At 72.3% G+C, this 17,179-nt stretch carries 17 protein-coding genes and 1 rRNA gene; 3 read left to right on the top strand and 15 right to left on the bottom strand.

The annotated features are described in order from the left end of the window. Positions 1–75: 75 nt before the first annotated feature. Positions 76–1,326, top strand: coding sequence for an MFS transporter (locus QUG98_RS03275; protein WP_289469204.1), 1,251 nt, complete (start codon positions 76–78; stop codon positions 1,324–1,326). 27 nt (positions 1,327–1,353) lie between these two features. Here QUG98_RS03275 and QUG98_RS03270 read toward each other — a convergent pair whose 3' ends face one another. Together QUG98_RS03270 and QUG98_RS03265 are read right to left on the bottom strand one after the other, a co-directional pair. Next, positions 1,354–1,821, bottom strand: coding sequence for a TIGR02611 family protein (locus QUG98_RS03270; protein ID WP_289469203.1), 468 nt, complete (start codon positions 1,819–1,821; stop codon positions 1,354–1,356). Between the two features lie 239 nt (positions 1,822–2,060). Beyond that, the gene (locus QUG98_RS03265) at positions 2,061–2,393 is read right to left on the bottom strand and encodes a TraR/DksA family transcriptional regulator (protein WP_289469202.1); all 333 of its coding nucleotides are present in this window, start codon (positions 2,391–2,393) and stop codon (positions 2,061–2,063) included. 56 nt (positions 2,394–2,449) lie between these two features. On the opposite strand from QUG98_RS03265, the gene QUG98_RS03260 reads away from it, so the two are divergent. Then, positions 2,450–3,484 carry an LLM class flavin-dependent oxidoreductase gene (locus QUG98_RS03260; protein ID WP_434533412.1) on the top strand — a complete coding sequence of 345 codons (1,035 nt, stop codon included), beginning with the start codon at positions 2,450–2,452 and terminating at the stop codon, positions 3,482–3,484. Here QUG98_RS03260 and QUG98_RS03255 read toward each other — a convergent pair whose 3' ends face one another. Then, positions 3,485–4,531, bottom strand: coding sequence for a hypothetical protein (locus QUG98_RS03255; protein WP_289469201.1), 1,047 nt, complete (start codon positions 4,529–4,531; stop codon positions 3,485–3,487). A 92-nt stretch (positions 4,532–4,623) separates the two neighbouring features. Further along, positions 4,624–5,103 carry an ASCH domain-containing protein gene (locus QUG98_RS03250; protein WP_289469200.1) on the bottom strand — a complete coding sequence of 160 codons (480 nt, stop codon included), beginning with the start codon at positions 5,101–5,103 and terminating at the stop codon, positions 4,624–4,626. Positions 5,104–5,228: 125 nt separating this feature from the next. On the opposite strand from QUG98_RS03250, the gene QUG98_RS03245 reads away from it, so the two are divergent. Continuing rightward, on the top strand, positions 5,229–5,672 hold the full coding sequence (locus QUG98_RS03245; RefSeq protein ID WP_289469199.1) for a DUF2510 domain-containing protein: 444 nt from the start codon (positions 5,229–5,231) through the stop codon (positions 5,670–5,672). A gap of 164 nt (positions 5,673–5,836) precedes the next feature. Here QUG98_RS03245 and QUG98_RS03240 read toward each other — a convergent pair whose 3' ends face one another. The 11 genes from QUG98_RS03240 to rrf all read right to left on the bottom strand — a co-directional run bounded on the left by QUG98_RS03240 (position 5,837) and on the right by rrf (position 17,176). Then, positions 5,837–6,829: a site-specific tyrosine recombinase XerD gene (locus QUG98_RS03240; RefSeq protein WP_289469563.1), complete on the bottom strand. Its 993-nt coding sequence runs from the start codon at positions 6,827–6,829 to the stop codon at positions 5,837–5,839. 40 nt (positions 6,830–6,869) lie between these two features. Continuing rightward, entirely contained in the window at positions 6,870–7,469 is a 600-nt protein-coding gene (locus QUG98_RS03235; RefSeq protein ID WP_289469198.1) for a DUF1349 domain-containing protein, read from the bottom strand. Next, on the bottom strand, positions 7,466–8,065 hold the full coding sequence (locus QUG98_RS03230; protein ID WP_289469196.1) for an NUDIX domain-containing protein: 600 nt from the start codon (positions 8,063–8,065) through the stop codon (positions 7,466–7,468). Before QUG98_RS03230 ends, QUG98_RS03235 begins: the two co-directional genes overlap by 4 nt. A gap of 223 nt (positions 8,066–8,288) precedes the next feature. Beyond that, positions 8,289–10,010, bottom strand: a complete 1,722-nt coding sequence (gene pyrG, locus QUG98_RS03225; protein ID WP_289469195.1) for a CTP synthase — start codon at positions 10,008–10,010, stop codon at positions 8,289–8,291. A 237-nt stretch (positions 10,011–10,247) separates the two neighbouring features. Continuing rightward, a complete protein-coding gene (gene recN, locus QUG98_RS03220; protein WP_289469194.1) occupies positions 10,248–11,942 on the bottom strand; it encodes a DNA repair protein RecN in 1,695 nt (564 codons plus the stop codon). Continuing rightward, complete coding sequence (locus QUG98_RS03215; protein ID WP_289469193.1) at positions 11,939–12,862, bottom strand: NAD kinase; 924 nt, start codon at positions 12,860–12,862, stop codon at positions 11,939–11,941. Before QUG98_RS03215 ends, recN begins: the two co-directional genes overlap by 4 nt. After that, a complete protein-coding gene (locus QUG98_RS03210; RefSeq protein WP_289469192.1) occupies positions 12,859–13,698 on the bottom strand; it encodes a TlyA family RNA methyltransferase in 840 nt (279 codons plus the stop codon). Before QUG98_RS03210 ends, QUG98_RS03215 begins: the two co-directional genes overlap by 4 nt. Then, positions 13,691–14,020, bottom strand: a complete 330-nt coding sequence (locus QUG98_RS03205) for a hypothetical protein (RefSeq protein ID WP_289469191.1) — start codon at positions 14,018–14,020, stop codon at positions 13,691–13,693. Before QUG98_RS03205 ends, QUG98_RS03210 begins: the two co-directional genes overlap by 8 nt. Before the next feature lie 10 nt (positions 14,021–14,030). Next, positions 14,031–15,008 (bottom strand): HAD-IIA family hydrolase, encoded by a 978-nt coding sequence (locus QUG98_RS03200; protein WP_289469190.1) that lies wholly within the window; start codon positions 15,006–15,008, stop codon positions 14,031–14,033. 25 nt (positions 15,009–15,033) lie between these two features. Next, positions 15,034–16,827 carry a hypothetical protein gene (locus QUG98_RS03195; RefSeq protein ID WP_289469189.1) on the bottom strand — a complete coding sequence of 598 codons (1,794 nt, stop codon included), beginning with the start codon at positions 16,825–16,827 and terminating at the stop codon, positions 15,034–15,036. 232 nt (positions 16,828–17,059) lie between these two features. Continuing rightward, positions 17,060–17,176 (bottom strand): 5S ribosomal RNA (rrf, locus tag QUG98_RS03190). Between the last annotated feature and the right edge of the window lie 3 nt (positions 17,177–17,179).

Below are 17,179 nucleotides of genomic sequence, written 5' to 3'. Positions count from 1 at the left end.
TACGACTTGCGTCGTACAAGCACCTCCTGTACGAATGTGCTCGTACAGCAGTCAATCCGACGGGAAGGTGCCACCATGCAGTCAGCACGCGGAGTCGCGGGGTTCTGGATCCTCGCCGCCATGCTCTTCGTGGCGATGGCGTCGTCCTCGGTGCCCTCGCCGATCTACCCCGTCTACGCCGCCGAGTGGGACCTCACACCGCTCATGCTCACGGGAGTGTTCGCGATCTACGTCGCCGGGCTCCTCGTCACGATGCTCGTCGCCGGGCGGCTCTCCGACCACGTCGGCCGGAAGCCCGTGCTCGTCGTCGGCGGCCTGCTGCTCGTCGCCTCGCTCGTGCTGTTCACCGGCGCCGACGGCTTCGGGGCGCTCGTGCTCGACCGCATCGTGCAGGGCGTCGCGGTCGGGCTGCTCATCGGGGCCCTCGGCGCGGCGCTCATCGACAACTCGCTCGAGCGCTTCCCGTCGCTCGCCGGCGTCCTGAACGGTGCCGTCCCACCCTTCGCCCTGGCCACCGGCGCGGTGTCGAGCGGCGCCCTGGTCGAGTGGGGCCCGGCGCCGGAGCAGCTCGTCTACGTGCTGTTCGGCGCACTCCTGCTGCTCCTCGTCGCCGCCCTGGTCGTCGTGCCCGAGCGGGTCACCCGCCGACCGGGTGCGCTCCGCTCCCTCCGCCCGACGGTGTCCGTCCCCCGGGCCTCGCGAGCGCTGTTCCGCGGCGTCGCCGGCGCGCTCGTCGCCAGCTGGGCACTGGGAGGACTGTTCCTGTCGCTCGTGCCGTCGGCCCTCGGCGCGGTCTTCGGCATCCACGACCACTTCGCGGCCGGAGCCCTGATCGCCGTCGTCACCGGTGTCGGCGGGCTGACGGGGCTCGCGATCCAGCGCCTCGACACGCGGCGGAGCCTGTTCCTCGGCCTCGTCGCGCTCATCGTCGGCCCGGTCGTCACCGTGTCGTTCGTGTTCGCGCACTCGCTGCCCGGGCTCGTCGTCGGCAGCGCGATCGCGGGCGTCGGCTTCGGTGCGGGGTTCCAGGCGCCGCTGCGGATGCTGCTGGCGACCGCCGCCCCCACGCACCGCGCCGGGCTGCTGTCGTCGGTCTACATCGTCAGCTACCTGGCGTTCGGGGTGCCTGCGGTCGTGGCGGGGCTGGTCGAGCCGGCGTTCGGCTTCGTGCCGGTGCTCGCCGGGTACGGCGCCTTCATCGTCCTCGCAGCGGCGACCGCGCTCGTGCTGCAGGTCGCGTCGCGCAGCGCGGCCGGTGTCGAGGAGCGCGCCGCCGAGACCGTCGAGCGCACGGCGACGGGCTCCGTCCGGACCGTCGCCGAGTAGCCCCGGCCCGACCGACGCAGCCGGCGGTCAGTGCCCCGGTCGCGCCCGGTTCGGCCGCTGCGCCCGCACCCCGGTGCTGCGGTGTGCATCGGCGTGGGCCGCGTCGACGTCGGCCTTGCCCCGGTCGGCCGCCTTCCGCAGCCACTGCGGCCCGTGCGCCTTCGCCCAGTCCCAGAAGCGGTGCAGCTGTGCGCGCAGCCACGTGATGATGCGGTGGAAGAAGTGGAACTCGCTGGCCAGGATGGTCAGGCCGATGAACACCACGAGCCACCCCGGACCGGGCAGCGGCACGAGGATCAGCCCGATGACCACGACGAGCCCGCCGACGATCCCGACGAGCACCTTGTAGAACAGGTGCACGCCCGGCCGTGCGTGGATCCACGCGCGCATCCGACGGAACCACCGGAAGCGGCGGTGACGGTCGTCGGCGTCGGTCTCGGGGGCCGTGGTGTCGGCACGCACGACCGCGTCGGGTCGCTCGTGGGTGTCGTCCATGGCGGCAACCTAGGGCGCGCGGCTGGGAAACGGCGGCGCAACCGGTCCACGCGACGTGGGGAGCGGGGCGGGGGTGCACCGCGCCTCCCGTCCACCGTTCCGTCGAGACGCCACGGTCTCACCGAGGCGGACCCAGATGCGGCGGCGTCCCACGCACTGCGCGGCGTCCCGTGCAGACGTGCCCGTCCCGGTCCGGCCGCCAGACCGTCGGCAGCGTGCCCCACCGGCCGGGAGGCTCGTCACGCGTGTGCGACGCACGTCGCGGCCCACGGGACCGCGTCCAGACGGGCCGCCGGGATCGGTTCACCGTCGACGGTGCACCGCCCGTAGGTGCCGGCCTCGAGCCGCGCGAGCGCCGCGTCGACCAGGCGGATCCGGTTCCGCGCGTCGTCGCGCACCGCACCGAGCGAGCCGCGCTCCCAGGCGAGGGTCGCACCCTCGGGGTCGTGCTCGTCGTCCGAGTTGGCGTCCTGGCGCGCGTCGCTGACGTCCCGCATGCTGCGCTCGACGTCGGCGAGCAGCCGCTCGTTGCGCCGCCGTTCGTCCGTCAGCGCCGTGCGTGGGTCGTCCATGCCGACGACCGTAGTCGCGTCGGAATGCGGCGGCAGCAGCATGCGTTCGCATCGGCATGACGAAGATCGGGTTCCTGTCCTTCGGGCACTGGCGCGACGTGCCGGGCTCGCGTGTCCGCAGCGGCCGCGAGGCCCTCGTGCAGGCGATCGACCTCGCCGTCGCAGCCGAGGAGTCGGGCGTCGACGGCGCGTACTTCCGCGTGCACCACTTCGCCCCGCAGCAGGCGGCACCGTTCCCGCTGCTCTCGGCGATCGCCGCCCGGACCAGTCGGATCGAGATCGGCACCGGCGTGATCGACATGCGCTACGAGAACCCGCTGTACATGGCCGAGGAGGCCGCGGCCACCGACCTCATCTCCGGCGGCCGACTGCAGCTCGGCGTCTCGCGGGGGTCACCCGAGACCGCCCTCGCCGGGTACCAGCAGTTCGGCTACGTCCCCGAGGCGCACGACGCCAACGGCGGCGACATGGCACGCTCCCACACCGACGTCTTCCGCCGCGCGATCGCCGGGGAGCCGATGGCGCACGCGAACCCGCAGATGACCGGGTCCACCGGGTCGCTGGCGGTGTCCCCATTGTCCGACACGCTGCCCGACCGGATCTGGTGGGGCGCCGGCACCCGCGCGACCGCCGAGTGGACGGCCGAGCAGGGGATGAACCTCATGTCGTCGACCCTGCTCACCGAGGACACCGGCGTGCCCTTCGACCAGCTGCAGGCCGAGCAGATCGAACGCTTCCGGACCACCTGGGCCGAGATGGGCTGGGAGCGGACACCGCGCGTCTCGGTGTCGCGCAGCATCATCCCGATCACCGACGACGAGTCGCGGCACTACTTCGGGGTCCGTGCGCAGGTCGAGGGGCAGGACCAGGTCGGGCACCTCGACGGCGGTCTCGCCCGGTTCGGCCGCTCGTACATCGGGGAGCCGGAGCAGCTCGTGGCCGAGCTCGCCGCCGACGCCGCCGTGCGGGCCGCGGACACCGTGCTCGTCACGGTGCCGAACCAGCTCGGCGTCGACTTCAACGCCCGGCTGCTCGCTGCGACGAGGGCCGTGATGGACGAGGTCGACGCGGCGGCCGTCCCCGCGTTCTGATCAAGCGGCCCGATCGGCCGATTCCCAACCGCGTGCAACTCGCACGATCAGGTCGGCAAGTCCCGGAAGTTGTTCCTTCGTGTGGTCGACAGTCTTCGGGCCGAGCGACCAGTCCGTGTAGCCCTTCGCCAGCCACGATCGCTTCTTCATGAACCGCTCGATAAGTCCCGCTTTCCACTTGCCTCGGTCCTTCTTGCTACGCCCCGGGGCGCGCTGACTGAACTGGGCGATGTCGTGGCTACCCTCGAGTACAGATGTATGGAGCCGTTCGAGATGCCCGATCCACGCGGGAGGCGTGGCCGCCCGTCTGAAGTACGGGAAGTCCGTTTTGTCCGTTCCGTTCACGGAGATTCCAAGGAAACCCTCGAACCTGATGGCATCCTCGTGATCAGGCATTCTGCGGCCAACGACCTGAATTTGGCCCCGGATGCACTTGCCATCCGGCAGGGCCTTCGATTCGAACACGACCGATGGCATCCCACTGCCTCCGCGTCGTACCTCTACGTCCCAGTCCTCAAGCCGTTCGTCAAGATGCAACGCTGTCAGCCAAGCCTCCGCAGTGGTCTTGAGGAGCCGACCCTCGCCGTTGATGTCCTCCAAACGCAAACGCGGTTCCGCGAAGCAGGCAATCGTTTCTTCCCAGTCGATCCGCCACACACGCTCGCGCTGCTCGAGCCATGCGGGAGCAAGGCTCTTCCGTGGGACGAGGACGAACAACGCCCCCTCCTTGCCTAGGGCCGACAGTTGCTCGTCGACCTGGGTCGGGGTCAACTCGTGGTCGAGCTTCGCCTCGATTCCCACCAGACGCGTATTTCCCGCACCTTGGGTCCCGAACTGGAGCTCGACATCGATACGGACAGACTTCCGCTTCTTCTCGTCGCTCTCGACCAGCCTTCGAACCTCGCAGTCGACCGAGCTGAATGCATCGAGTTGCAGGCCGCTCACCCGCTCCAAGAGAGCAACGAAACGACCGTGATCGTGCCGAATTTCCGCGCCGAGCGCTCTTGTAGCCATCGGTTCAGTTCGGTAGATCGTCGTCGGCTCCATGCCCTACAGCATGGCTTCATAATTGCAGCGTGGCGACCCCAAGACGGGTGTCCGCACAAGCGCCGACACAGGAGCCGCTCGAGGGCATGGAACTAGCTCGCCGAGGGTCTCGGCCACAGCAGGCGGAAGCGCTCGCACAGCACCGGCATGTCCGGTTCGAACCCGCGCGGGTTCTCGGAGTGCTCACGCCAGTAGCGCTCGTGCACCGCGCGCCAGTGCGCGAGGGTGCGGTCGCCCTCCCCCTCGGCGCGGGCGTGCTCCTCGCCGACCTGGTCGAACGGGACGACCCGCAGGTCCGTCGTCTCGATCACGGCCCGGGGCTCGCCCCGCCCGTCGAGGATGACGCTGAGCTCGCCGACCTCGGGCAGCGGGTCGCCCGTTGCCTCGTAGTCCCACATCGACGACGCCGTGCCGTCCTTGATGCCGCGGAGCACCAGGTCGAGCAGGCCGTCCGCGTGGTCGGGCGTCGCGCCGAACGCCCACGCCTCCGGCACGGTCTCGGACAGCTCCGGTGCCTCGTTGCGGCGGGCGGCCCAGAAGGCGGACAGGGTCTCGGCGTCGGCGGTGGTCACCGACCGACCGTAGCGCAAGTGGGCCGGTCCCCCTTGTTGCCGACACCCGCTGTGGGACTGTGGGCGTGCCTCCCGGCTGCGTAGCGTCGACGTGCACCATCCACCGCACCCTCGAGGAGCACCCCGTGACGCTGCCGGCCGCCGGCTGGTTCCCGGACCCCCAGGACGCCTACCGCCTCCGGTGGTGGGACGGCCACGCGTGGGGCGGGGCGACGCGGGTGCTCCCGGCACGGCAGGAGCCCGTCGCACCGGTCATCGTCGCATCGGCCGGGCCATCGTTCTCCGTCGAGGGCGCGTCGGTCCGCACCGGATCCTGGGCGTCCGGCGGTTCCGTGCAGCGGGTCGGGGCGGCGGCGCTCGTCGCGGTCCTGCTCGCAGCCGTGTCGGTCGTGTGGAACCCCGTCGGCATCGCGAGCACGCTGGCCGTCGTCACGGGCGTCCTCGCGATCGTGCGTCCCGGCGCGACCGGCGGCTGGCGCGTGCTGTGGCGGAGCGCTGCGGCGAGCGCCCTCGTGGTCGCCGTCGCCACGGGCGTGGTCGCCGCGTCGGCGCAGTTCCACCTGTTCTGAGCCCGCCGGCCGCTCCTGCCGCGCGCCCGGCGCTCGGCGCCCCGCACAACCGGGAGCAGATCGCGCCACGGTTCTCCACGGCGCGACGTGCTTCCGTTTGTGCCCGAGCACGTCGCGCCGCACGTCACCCCGGCCCTCACCCGGGCCACCGAGCCCGGCGGCCGCTACCGCCGCGCCCGCGGGTGCGCCGTCTGGTACACGTCGCGCAGCATGTCCGCCGTGACGAGCGTGTAGATCTGCGTCGTCGCGACGCTCGCGTGCCCGAGCAGCTCCTGCACGACACGGACGTCGGCACCGCCCTCGAGCAGGTGCGTCGCGAACGAGTGCCGGAACGTGTGCGGCGACACGTGCGCCGACAGTCCGGCCCGCTCCGCCGCCGCCTGGATCACGAGCCACGCGCTCTGCCGCGACAACCGAGCACCGCGGGCACCGAGGAAGAGCGCCGGGGTCGACGGGCCGCGGGCCGCGAACACCGGCCGCGCGCGAACGAGGTAGGCGTCGACCGCCGCCCGCGCGAAGCTGCCGAGCGGCACGATGCGCTGCTTGTTCCCCTTGCCGGTGACCTTCACGACCGCCAGCCCGTCGCCCTCGTCGTCCTCGGGGTCGGACAGCGTCGCGACGTCGTCCACGGACAGCCCCACCGCCTCGGAGATGCGCGCGCCCGTGGCGTAGAGCAGTTCCAGCAGTGCCCGGTCCCGGAGCTGCACCGGGTCGTCGTCCACCGCGCTCGCGGCGCCGAGCAGCCGCTCCATGTCGTGCACCGAGATCGCCTTCGGCAGCCGCGACGGCGCCTTCGGCGGGCGGACGGCCGTGCCCGGGTCGAGCGGCACCCAGCCCTCGGCGGCGGCGAAGGCGGTGAAGGACCGCACCGAACTGAGCATCCGCGCCACCGACCGGGGCGCGAGCGGCTGCTCCGGGCGCGAGGTCAGGTGCGTGACGAACCCGGCGACGTCCGCACGGGTCAGACGCGCGACGTCCGTCAGGGCCGCCGCTCCCCCGGCCCGGTCCGTGCCCGCGGAGTCGATCGTCGGCGTCGAGGCGAGCCACTCCGCGAAGACCGCGAGGTCCCGACGGTAGGCCGCGACCGTGTGCTGCGACAGCCCTCGCTCGACGGCGACGTGCCGCAGGTAGGCGTCGGTGGCACGGTCGAGCGGGATCACCCCACAAAGCTAGTGCCGGACCGCACTGCCGAGGCCGTCAGTGCAGACCGGCGTCCGGCTCTCCGAAACGGCAGGCGGTGAAGGTCACCGTGAGTCCGGCCCGGGTGGGGGCGGCGCAGAACAGCCCGGCCGACATGACGGCGTCCGGGTCGAGGTGCGCGACCCGCACCAGCCGAGGCTCCTCACCGTCGGCCCAGGCCCGGATCGTCACGGCGTCACCGGAGCGGCTCGCGCGCACCGTCACGACCCGCCCGGTCCAGGACGGCACGGGCGCGACGGACCAGTCGGAGGTCCCGTGCGTCACGACGGCCCCGACCTGCGGCAGCCCGTCGGAGAACTCCACGCCCGCCTTCACCCACTCGTGCTCGTCGACCCGCAGGAACACCCCGGCCTGATCGAACTGCTCCGCGAAGTCGAGGACGAAGGAGACCTCCACGGCGAACGCGCGGTCGGTGGGTCGGAGGAGCGCGTGCTCCGAGTCGTGGACGAATCCGTACGAGGTCGTCCGCCAGGCGTCGCTGCCCTCCTCCGCGGTCACGAGCAGTGCGGCGCGGTCGATGACGGGCTCGACGGCGACGGGCTCGTGCGTCCAGTACCCGTCCCGCAGGAGGGCACCGAGCCCGCTGTCGGCAGTCACGCCGTCGTGCCCTGCTTGCCCGCGCCCCGCTCGATCGCGTCGACCGCCAGGGTCGCCACGACGAGCGCGGAGTTCTGCAGCCGGCCGGCGAGGATGCCCTCGACCAGCTCGGCGCGCGGCACCCACCGTGTCACGATGTCGGCCTCCTCTGCCTCGCGCTCGAAGGCCGAGGCCGTCGCACGGACCCCGCGGGCCCGGTAGACCTGGATGAACTCGTCGCTGCCGCCGGACGACGTGTTGTAGCGGACCAGGGGCTCCCAGTGGTCCGCCTCGAGGTCCGCCTCTTCACCGAGCTCCCGCTGCGCGGCGGTCAGGTGGTCCTCGCCCTCGTGGTCGAGAAGTCCGGCCGGCAGCTCCCAGTCGCGCAGCTGCACGGGGTGCCGGTACTGCTGGATGACGAGCACGCGGCCCTCGTCGTCCTCCGCGAAGACGGCCACGGCGCCGGTGTGGTCGATGTACTCGCGGACCATGTCGTGCCCGTCGTAGTCGACGTGGTCGCGGCGCACGTCCCAGACCGCGCCCTCGTACACGACGGTGGACTCGGTGACCTCGTAGGAGGCGGTCTCGTCAGCGATGGGGGCGTCAGCGGCAGTCACCCACCCATCCAAGCACGCACGTCCCGCCGAACCAGGTTCCGGACACCGCACCGCGCTTTTCCTTGGTTCCGTGTGCGGAACCTGGTTCCGAACGCGACCCCACGACGGACGGGAGGCGCGGTGCCGGCCGGCACCGTCCTCCCTCGCAGGCTCGGTCGGCGCGCCCCGCGCAACGCTTCGCGTCGCCGCCGAGCGGGGCGCGCCCGTCCGTGAGGTGGTCGCGTCAGGCGACGACCTCTGCCGACTCCTCGGCCGGGTCGAACAGGCTGGACGCCTCGTGCCGCGCGATCGCCGCGTCGACCAGCCCGGCGAACAGCGGGTGGGCCTTCGTCGGCCGCGACCGCAGCTCCGGGTGCGCCTGCGTGGCGATGTAGAACGGGTGCACGTCGCGCGGCAGCTCGACGTACTCGACGAGGGTGCCGTCGGGCGAGGTGCCCGAGAACACCAGGCCGGCGTCCGCGATCTGCTGACGGTAGGCGTTGTTCACCTCGTAGCGGTGACGGTGGCGCTCGGAGGCCTCCGGCGCACCGTACAGCGACGCGGCGAGCGACCCGTCCGCGAACTTCGCGGGGTAGAGGCCGAGGCGCATCGTGCCGCCCAGGTCGCCACCGGCGATGATGTCGACCTGCTCGGCCATCGTCGCGATCACCGGCGTCGAGGTCTCCGGGTCGAACTCGGTGCTCGACGCGTCGGTCAGGCCGGCCTCGTGCCGGGCGTACTCGATGACCATGCACTGCAGGCCGAGGCACAGGCCGAGCGTGGGGATGCCCTGCTCGCGGGCGAAGCGGAGCGCACCGAGCTTGCCCTCGATGCCGCGCACGCCGAAGCCGCCGGGGACGCAGATGCCGTCGACGTCGCCGAGCTGCTTCGCGGCACCCTCGGGCGTCGTGCAGTCGTCGGACACGACCCACTTCAGCGTGACCTTGGCGTTGTGGGCGAAGCCGCCCGCACGCAGGGCCTCGGTGACGGACAGGTAGGCGTCCGGCAGGTCGATGTACTTGCCGACCAGGGCGATCGTCACGTGCTTCTTCGGCTCGTGCACCGCGTCGAGGACGGGGTTCCACGCGGACCAGTCGACGTCGTGCGCGTCGAGCTTCAGCGCGTCGATGATGACCTGGTCGAGGCCCTGGTCGTGCAGCAGCGTCGGGAGGTCGTAGATCGACGGCACGTCCACCGCGTTCACCACGGCGTCCTCGTCGACGTCGCACATCAGGGCGATCTTGCGCTTGTTCGCGTCCGACACCGGGCGGTCCGAGCGGAGCACGAGGGCGTCCGGCTGGATGCCGATGGAGCGGAGCGCGGCGACCGAGTGCTGCGTCGGCTTGGTCTTCTGCTCGCCCGAGGCGCTCATGAACGGCACGAGCGACACGTGCACGAAGAACACGTTGTTGCGGCCGAGCTCGTGACGGACCTGGCGCGCGGACTCGATGAAGGGCTGAGACTCGATGTCACCGACCGTGCCGCCGACCTCGGTGATGATGACGTCGGGCTGCGGGTCGTTCTCGGCCTGCTCGCGCATCCGACGCTTGATCTCGTCGGTGATGTGCGGGATGACCTGCACCGTGTCGCCGAGGTACTCGCCGCGACGCTCCTTGGCGATGACGCTCGAGTAGACCTGGCCGGTCGTGACGTTCGCGGCCTGCGACAGGTCGATGTCGAGGAAGCGCTCGTAGTGCCCGATGTCGAGGTCCGTCTCGGCGCCGTCGTCGGTCACGAAGACCTCGCCGTGCTGGAACGGGTTCATGGTGCCCGGGTCCACGTTGAGGTACGGGTCGAGCTTCTGCATGACGACCTTGAGGCCGCGCGCCGTGAGCAGGTTGCCGAGGCTGGCCGCCGTCAGGCCCTTGCCGAGGGACGAGACGACCCCGCCGGTCACGAAGATCTGCTTCGTGACCTTCGGGGTCGAGGTCGAAGAATTGGTTCCGCCGCTGAGAGTGTCCGCCACGGGGTTCCATCGTACGTCAGAACTGCCGGGAGGCGCGACCCGCGTTCGCCGCGGGCGTTGCGCCCGCCGGTCGGTCACCCCCGCCGAGACGCCACGGCCCGCGCGAGACGCGGCAGGTTCCGGCGGCGTCTCGCCGCACGGCTGGCGTCTCGCGCTGACGCCGGCGTCTCGCGATGACCACGGGGCGGGCGTGAGCCGAGAGGCGGAGGTGGGGCGAGCCTCCAGGCCGACCGACGCCTACGCGCGCTGACCGGCGACGTCGAGGAGCTCGCGCGCGTGCTCGATGCCGCTCGCGCTGTCGCCCAGACCGGAGAGCAGGCGCGCCATCTCCTGGAGCCGTTCCTCGCCCTCGAGCCGCCGCACGCTCGACGAGGTCACGGCGCCGCTGGCGTCCTTGACGACGTTGAGGTGGTTGTTCGCGAAGGCGGCGACCTGTGCGAGGTGCGTGACGACGATGACCTGCGTGCGCTCCGCGAGCTTCGCGAGCCGCCGACCGATCTCGATCGCCGCGGCACCGCCGACACCGGCGTCCACCTCGTCGAAGACGAAGGTCGGGACGGTCGTGCTGCCGGCCATGACGACCTCGATCGCGAGCATGACGCGCGAGAGCTCGCCGCCGGACGCACCCTTGCCGATCGGGCGCGGGTCGGTACCGGAGTGCGGCTGGAGCAGGATCGCGACCTGGTCGCGCCCGTGCCGGCGGTACTCGCCACCGTCGGTGACCTCGACGACGAGCGTCGCGCCGGCCATCGCCAGCGTCCGCAGCTCCGCGGTGACCCGCTTCGCCAGGTCGCCGGCCGCCTTCGTCCGGGCCGTCGTGAGCGCGGCGGCCGTCTGCTCGAGGGCCTGCTCGTCCTGTTCGACGGCCTGCTGCAGCGCGACGATGCGGTCGTCGTCGCCGTCGAGCTCCAGGAGCCGATCGCTCGCCCGCTGGCCGTACGCGATGACGTCGTCGACGGTCTCGCCGTACTTGCGGGTCAGGTTCGCCAGGAGCGCCCGGCGCTCGTTGACGAGCTCGAGGTCGTGGCCGGCGTCCGGCTCCAGCGAACCGAGGTAGCTGGACAGCCCGGCGGAGGCGTCCGACGCCTGGATCCCGAGTTCGGTCAGTTGCTCGAGCACGGGTTGCAGGGCCGGGTCCGACCCGGCGACGCGCTCGACGGCGCGGCGCGCTGCCTCGACCAGGCCGACCACGTCCGCGACGCCGTCGAGCGACTCGCTCGAGAGGGCCTCGTGGGCGGTGCCGGCCGCCAGGCGGAGCTCCTCGAGGTTGCCGAGGCGTTCGGCACGCTCCGCGAGCTCGACGTCCTCGCCGGGTTGCGGGTCCACCGACTCGATCTCGTCGGACGCGGCACGGATCCGCTCGGCCTCGGCGACGCGGTCGTCGCGGTCCCGCACGAGCGCCTCCAGCTCGCCGGCGTGGGCCTGCCAGGTGTCGTAGGCGGCGACGTAGGCGTCCAGCGCCCGCTGCACGGCCCTGCCACCGAACCCGTCGAGGGCTGCGCGCTGCGCCGACGCCGAGGTCAGGCGGATCTGGTCCGACTGCCCGTGCACGGTCACCAGCTGGTCGGCGAGTTCACCGAGCACCGCGACCGGGGCGCTGCGGCCGCCGACGGTCGCGCGGCTGCGGCCCTCGGCGGAGACCGTGCGGGTGAGGATGAGCTCGCCGTCCTCGACCGTGCCGCCGGCGTCCTCGACACGCTCCGCGACGGCGGCGTGGTCCGGTACGTGCCAGCGTCCCTCGACCACCGCGCTCGAGGCACCGCGGCGCACCGAGCCGGCGTCCGCGCGCGCACCGAGCAGCAGCCCGAGCGCCGTCACGATCATGGTCTTGCCCGCACCGGTCTCCCCGGTGACGACGGTGAAGCCGGGCCCGAGCTCGAGCGTGGTCTCGCCGATGACGCCGAGGTCGGAGATGACGATCTCCTCGATCATGCGTCGTCCTCGGTCGCCGGGCCGCGCCACCCGGCGACGGGCAGCTGGAACTTCGCGACCAGCCGGTCGGTGAACGGGGCGTCCTTCAGGCGTGCGACCCGGACCGGATCGGGTGAACGACGGACCTCCACCCGGGCGCCCGGCGGCAGGTCGTGCGTCCGCCGGCCGTCGCACCAGAGGACCCCGACGCCGCTCGTCCGCCGCAGGACCTCGATCGCCAGCGTGCAGTCGGGACCGACGACGATCGGTCGGGCGAACAGGGCGTGCGCGCTGAGCGGCACCATCAGCAGGGCGTCGACGTCCGGCCAGACGATCGGGCCGCCGCCCGAGAACGAGTACGCGGTGGACCCCGTCGGGGTCGCGACGACGACGCCGTCGCAGCCGAAGGACGACAGCGGACGACCGTCGACCTCGGTCACGACCTCGAGCATGCGCTCACGGGAGGCCTTCTCGATCGTCGCCTCGTTCAACGCCCACGACGAGTAGACGACCTCGTGCCCGACGACCACGTCGACCTGGAGCGTCACGCGCTCCTCGACCTTGTAGTCGCCGCTCAGGGCGCGTTCGACCGTGGCGCGCAGCCCGTCGCGCTCGCTCTCGGCGAGGAACCCGACGTGTCCCAGGTTCACGCCGACGATCGGCGCACCCGTGCCGCGCGCCAGCTCGGCCGCCCGGAGGATCGTGCCGTCGCCGCCGAGGACGATGACGATCTCGAGCTGGTCGGCCTGCACGTCGACGCCCAGGATGTCGACCTGACCGACCGAGGCCTCGGCCCGCCGGACGTCGGCGTACTCGTCGAACGGCATCACCGGGGTGAGTCCCGCGGCGTGGAGCAGGTCGCAGACCTCGACGGCGGCGTCGATGGAGTCCTGTCGGCCCGTGTGGGAGACGAGCAGGATGTGCCGGTCGTCGTCGCTCATGCAGCCCCTTCGGTGAGTTCGGTGGCCCGATCGATCCACGCTGTCGGGTTCCCCCATCCTGCCGGATCACCCCCGACACGGCGCTGGAAGTGCGCGAGGTACTCGTGGTTGCCGTGCGTGCCGACGATCGGCGACGCGGCGAGTCCGACCGTCCCGAGGCCGGTATCCCACGCCGACCACAGCACGTTCATCAGCGCGTCGTTCCGCAGCCCGGGATCGCGCACGATGCCCTCGCGCACACCGCCGCGGCCGACCTCGAACTGCGGCTTCACGAGCAGCACGAACTCGTCGGCGGGCACGGCCTCGGCCAGCACGGGCAGGACGATGCGCAGGGAGATGAAGGACAGGTCGCCGACCACCAGGCTGGTGCGGGGCGCCTCGGGGTCGAGTGCCGCGTAGTCGTCGGCGGTGAGGTCGCGGGCGTTGCAGCCCTCGACCACCCGGACGCGCTCGTCGATCGCGATCACCGGGTCGAGCTGGCCGTGCCCGACGTCGAGGGCGACCACGCGGGCCGCGCCGTGGTGGAGCAGCACCTGGGTGAACCCGCCGGTGCTGGCACCCACGTCGAGCACCACGCGCCCGCCCGGGTCGACGTCGAAGACCTCGAGCGCGCGGACGAGCTTCCGCGCCGCGCGGGACACCCACTCGTCCTCGGTGTCCACGACGAGTTCGGCGTCCGGGGCGACCGGGGCCGAGGGCTTCACGACGGCCGTCCCGTCGACGGTCACCCGGCCGGCCTGGACCAGCTTCGCCGCCGCGGTCCGTGAGCGCACGAGTCCGCGGGTGGCGAGCAGTGCGTCCAGCCGGACCGGTCGGCGGTCGTCGTGCTCAGGCACCCGTGCCGCCGTCGCCTCGTCCGCTCCCCCACACCTGGGACGCGCCGGCGGCACGGCCGGAGCTGTGACCGTGCGGCGCCTGACCGCTCTCGAGCCGGGTGCGCAGATCGTCGTGCAGCGCGGAGAAGGCGTCGGCGCGCTCGGGCAGGGGCAGGGCCTCGGCAGCGGCGGTGCGGGCCGCGAAGTCGTCGGGCTGCTGCGGCTGCGGCTGCGGCTGCGGCTGCTCGGGCGGCTGCGGCTGCTGCGGCTGCGGCTGCGGCTGCGGCTGCGGCTGCTCGGGCTGCTGCGGCGCTGGTGTCTGCGGCTGGTGCGGGTCGTGCACGTCGGTCAACCTACTCGCCGCCGTACAGCTTCGGGTCGACGTCGAGGCCGTAGATCGCCAGGCCCGACTCCCAGATGAGCGCCGCGCCCGCCCGGAGCAGGTCGATCGGGGAGCCGGCGTCCAGCACCCGCACGACGTGGCCGTGCATCGCGACGGTGGCGTCGCCGACCGTGACGTAGCGCGTGCCGTCCGGGTCCTGCCGCCGCACCGTCACCGGGTAGGGCGCGGACAGCTCGCGCAGGTCCTGCAGCACGTAGGTCGGACGCGAGCGCTGGTCGGCCGCGAGCACCTGCTTCGCCTGGTCGATGCCCGTCAGCACGAGCACGCTGGGGATCCCCGCCTCGTTCGCGCCCTTGATGTCCGTGTCGAGACGGTCACCGATGAACAGCGGGTGCTCACCGCCGAACCGCGCGATCGCGGCATCGAAGATCGGCCGTTCCGGCTTGCCCGCGACGACCGGCATCCGGCCGACGGCCTGGTGCACGGCGGACACGAGCGTTCCGTTGCCGGGCGCGATGCCCCGCTCCACCGGGATCGACCAGTCCATGTTCGTCGCGACCCACGGCACGTCCGGGTCGGCGAGGGCGAACGACGCCTCGGCCAGGTGCGTCCACCCGAGGTCCGGTGAGAACCCCTGGATGACCGCTGCCGGCGCGTCGTCGGCGCTCGTCGTCACGGTGAAGCCCGCCTGCTCGACGATGCTCGTCAGCCCGACACCGCCCGTCACCAGCACGGTGGACCCGGCTGGCACGAGCGTCTCGAGCAGCCGGACGCCCGCCTGCGACGAGGTCACGACGTCGTCGGCCGAGACCTCGAGCCCGTAGCCCTGCAGGTGCTCGGCCACGTCGGACGGCCGGCGCGAGGCATTGTTCGTGATGTACCCGACACGCGCCGTCACCGACGCCCGGGTGAGCGCCTCGACCGCGTGCGGGATCGCGTTCCGCCCGCGGTACACGACGCCGTCGAGGTCCGTGAGGACGACGTCCACACCGTCCGTCGGGGGCCTCGGGACCTCAGTCGGCTGCGGACCCGTCGACGTCGCGGGGGTCGTCGTCGTCGATCTCGCCGAGGTCGTCGTCGGGGTCGACGTCGTCGCCGAGCTGGTCGGTGTCGTCGAGCGCTCCGGCTCCGTGCTCGTCCCCGGCGACGGACTCGTCACCGACGACGGGCTCGTCGTGTCCTTCGACTTCTTCCTCGACCACATCGACAGTCTCCCATGCGTTCTCGTCGGCGATCTCAGCCAGGGCGGCGGCGGCCCGGTCGACCCGCGCCCACCACTCGTCGGCCTCGTCCTGACGGCCGAGCTCCTCGAGCGTGGCCGCGTAAGCACTGTAGAGGGCCGGTGACCAGCTGTAGGCCGTGGTCGGGTCGAGCTGCGGGATCTCGAGCTCGCCGAGGGCAGCCGTCGGGTTGCCCAGGTCGAGCCGGGCGCCCGACATCGCGATCGCCAGTTCGACCTGCACCGCCGTGTCCAGCGCGGCGCGGTCGATCGACCGGCCGAGCTCGAGTGCACGCTCGGGCCGACCGAGGCCCCGCTCGCAGTCCACCATCATCGGCAGCTGGTCGTTCTTGCCGGAGATCCGACGGTAGGTGCGGAGCTCGCGGAGCGCGGTGGCGAAGTCGCCCGTGCGGTACGCGGTGATGGCCGCCGTCTCTCGGACGACGGCGACACGGCCAGCACGACGAGCGGCGCTCAGAGCGTGGAGGTTCGCCGTCTCCGGGTCCTCGTCGACGAGCAGCGCCGCCATGACGAGGTGCTTCGCCACCCAGTCCGCGTTGTCCTTGCTGAGCGTCTTGAGCTCCGCGCGGGCGGCCGGGTCGAGGTCGCGCGCCGAGACGCTCTCGTCGATCTCGGGGTCGTCGTGGCGCGGGCGGACGGAGCGGGTGCCGTACGGGTCCCGGTCCTCCCAGTCGTCGCGCGCGGCCTCGCCGAAGCGGGCACCGGCGTGCCGGGAGCCGTCACCGAAGCGAGGGCGGTCACCGCGGTCGTCACCACGGCCGAACGATCGACGGTCGCCGTCGCGCTGCGGACGGCGGTCGCCGCCCTCGCGCTGTGGACGACGGTCGTCGCCCCCGCGGAACGGAGCGCGCTCACCGCGATCGCGGAACGGACGGCGCTCGTCACCGTCGCGCTGCGGACGACGGACATCGCCCCCACGGTACGGACGACGCTCGTCACCATCACGCTGCGGACGACGGTCGTCGCCCCCGCGGAACGGAGCGCGCTCACCGCGATCGCGGTAGGGACGGCGCTCGTCACCGTCGCGCTGCGGACGACGGACATCGCCCCCACGGTACGGACGACGCTCCTCACCATCACGCTGCGGACGGCGGTCGTCACCGCCGCGGTACGGACGACGCTCACCCCCGTCACGCTGCGGACGGCGGTCGTCGCCACCACGGAACGGACGACGCTCGCCCCCGTCACGCTGCGGACGACGATCGCCGCCGTCGCGGGAGGGGCGACGGTCGCCGCCCTCACGCTGCGGACGACGGTCGTCACCACCACGGAAGGGACGATCACTGCCACGAGGACCATCGCCCCGCGGCGGACGACCGGCACCGTCACGGTCGCCCTGCCGGGCCGGGCGACGGCCACCGTCGGCGAACGACCGGTCACCGTCACGGAAGGACCGACGGTCGTCACGACCTCCACGCCCGCCGTCACGGCCACCGCGGTCACCGTCGCGCCGCGCACGATCACCCTCGCGACGCTCGAAGTCACGCGGTCCGGACGACCAGCGGCCGCCTTCGCGCCGCGCTCCGCGATCCCGGTCGTTGCGCTGCTGCTCGTCGTCGTTCGCCACCGTTGCTCCTCATCGCGTACCCGCGCCGATGTGCGCCGGGCTGTCGTCCGCTGTGTCGTTGTGTGGGTGCCGCACGGCCGTCCGTGCTCGCTGCAGGTCCAGTCCATCACGAACCGGACCGCGAGTCGAGCGACCGCGGGCGGAAACAGATGTGGCCACCGGCCTCCTCGAGAACGAGGGTCTCCCCTACGAGTTCTCGATGGAGGGCCGATGGCCACATCACTTACGTTGAGTCCGGCGGCGTCCTACTCTCCCACAAGGTCCCCCTTGCAGTACCATCGGCGCTGAGAGGCTTAGCTTCCGGGTTCGGAATGTGACCGGGCGTTTCCCTCTCGCTATGACCACCGGAACA

Source organism: Curtobacterium subtropicum, assembly GCF_030362975.1.
In the GTDB taxonomy this organism is placed as follows: domain Bacteria; phylum Actinomycetota; class Actinomycetes; order Actinomycetales; family Microbacteriaceae; genus Curtobacterium; species Curtobacterium subtropicum.
This window is presented reverse-complemented; position numbering and strand designations above follow the sequence as displayed.